Below are 1,952 nucleotides of genomic sequence, written 5' to 3' on the forward strand. Positions count from 1 at the left end.
GCCGCCGCCGACGACCTTCTCGCGGAAGTCGCAGCGCGGGTTGAACGGGCAACCGGACGGCAGGTGGATCAGGCACCTGGCCGGCGCGGCAGCCGCGAAGGCCGAGGGGTCGGCCACGCCGACCAGGGTCGCCGCCGGACCGCCCGTCCCTCGCCGGGCCGTTGACAGGAGGGAGGGCGGTACGAGCCGATCGGCCCGCGAGTTTGCCGAGTCTTCGCCACCAGCCGTTCAGGCCGGCGTCAGCCCCCGGCCGTGCCCCGCGCAGGTGGCGGCCCGGGCCCTCTCCTTCGGATCTTGTCGGATCAGCGCCCGGCGGTGGGCGCCCGGCAAGATCCGAAAGAGAGGGCCTAGCCTGCAGGCATGACGGACGACGACCGCATCCTTCCCGCCGCCCTCGCCGAGGTGGCCGGCATCGGCTTCGACTTCGACGAGGGCGAGGGGGTGGACTTCGAGCCCTACGACGCCTTCCTGAGCGCCGAGGACACCACGGACTGGCTGCGCGCCTGGACGGGCAACCCGGAGCTGGACGGGGACGCCTTCCGGGTGTTCGGGCAGGACGGCACCGGGGGCTACGGCGCGATCTGGCTGGCGCACCCCGGGCGGCCGCTGGCCGAGCAGCCGGTGGTGTTCCTCGGGTCGGAGGGCGAGACCGGGGTGGTCGCCTGCGACCAGCGGTACCCGAGCACCGTGAGGGCCAGGCACCAGGCGAGGGCGATCCACCCGTTGTTGCCGATCCCGGTGCCGAGCAGCAGGCCGCGCAGCGTCTCGATGGCGGGGGTGAACGGCTGGTACTCGGCGACGGGCTGGAACCAGCCCGGCATCGCGTGGACGGGGACGAAGGCGCTGGAGAGGAGCGGAAGGACCATCAGCGGCAGGGCGTTGTTGCTGGCCGCCTCGGCGTTCGGGCTGACCAGGCCCATGCCGACCGCGATCCAGGTGAGCGACAGGGCGACCAGGGTCAGCAGCCCGAGCGCCGCCAGCCACTCCAGGGCGGTGGCGTCCTTGGCACGGAAGCCGATCGCCACGGCGACGGCGCCGACCAGGACCACGCTCGCGACGCACTGCAGCACGCTGCCGACGACGTGCCCGATCAGGACGGAACCGCGGTGGATCGCCATGGTCCGGAAGCGGGCGATGATGCCCTCGGTCATGTCGTTGGAGACGGAGACCGCGGTGCCGATCGTGGTGCCGCCGATGGTCAGCAGCAGGATGCCCGGGACGATGTAGGCGATGTAGTCGGCCCGGTCCGCCCCGCCACCCCCGATGCCCGCGCTCATCACGTCGCCGAAGATGTAGACGAAGAGCAGCAGCAGCATGACCGGCGTGAGCAGCAGGTTCAGGGTGAGTGACGGGTAGCGGCGCGCGTGCAGCAGGTTGCGGCGCAGCATCGTCGAGGAGTCGCGGACGGCGAGGGACAGGGAAGTCATCGGGAGGCCTCCTCGGCCTGGTGGGGGACGGTGGTGCCGCCGGTGAGGGCGAAGAAGACGTCGTCGAGGTCGGGGGTGTGCACGGTGAGTTCGTCGGCCTCGATGCCGGCGGTGTCCAGGCGGTCGAGGACGGTGCGCAGGTCGCGCTGGCTGCCGTCGCTGGGGAGTTGCAGCGCGAGCGCCTCGTCGTGGCGGGCGGCGTCGCGGAGGGCGGAGGCGGCCGACCGGTACGCCGTCGGGTCGGTGAAGCGGAGCCGGACGTGGCCGCCCGGGACGAGCCGCTTCAGTTCCTCGGCGGTGCCGTGGGCGGCGATCCGGCCGTCGTTCAGCACGGCGACGCGGTCGGCGAGTTCGTCGGCCTCCTCCAGGTACTGGGTGGTGAGGAAGACGGTGGTGCCGCCGGCGACGAGTTCGCGGACGATCTGCCACATGTTCTGGCGGGAGCGCGGGTCGAGGCCGGTGGTGGGCTCGTCGAGGAAGATGATGCTCGGTGCGCCGACCAGGGTCATGGCGATGTCGAGGCGG

General features: G+C 72.4%; 2 protein-coding genes and 1 pseudogene. 1 reads left to right on the top strand and 2 read right to left on the bottom strand.

Annotation, left to right across the window (positions count from 1 at the left end; all coding sequences use genetic code 11):
- Positions 1–360: 360 nt before the first annotated feature.
- Positions 361–663 (top strand): annotated as a pseudogene (locus tag ABZ641_RS35245) (SMI1/KNR4 family protein); the annotation flags it as partial.
- Here the strand turns inward: ABZ641_RS35245 and ABZ641_RS35250 are convergent.
- Positions 570–1,427 carry an ABC transporter permease gene (locus tag ABZ641_RS35250; protein ID WP_359988476.1) on the bottom strand — a complete coding sequence of 286 codons (858 nt, stop codon included), beginning with the start codon at positions 1,425–1,427 and terminating at the stop codon, positions 570–572. The pseudogene ABZ641_RS35245 and the gene ABZ641_RS35250 overlap by 94 nt on opposite strands.
- The coding region (locus tag ABZ641_RS35255) for an AAA family ATPase (RefSeq protein ID WP_359988478.1) at positions 1,424–1,952 on the bottom strand (529 nt) is incomplete at its 5' end. The genes ABZ641_RS35255 and ABZ641_RS35250, both read right to left, overlap by 4 nt.

This window comes from Kitasatospora sp. NPDC007106 (genome assembly GCF_040634455.1).
Lineage (GTDB): Bacteria > Actinomycetota > Actinomycetes > Streptomycetales > Streptomycetaceae > Kitasatospora > Kitasatospora arboriphila.

What these genes read in the sequence shown, in the direction of transcription:
- ABZ641_RS35250 (WP_359988476.1), bottom strand. Translation starts at nt 1,427, where the DNA reads ATGACTTCCCTGTCCCTCGCCGTCCGCGACTCCTCGACGATGCTGCGC.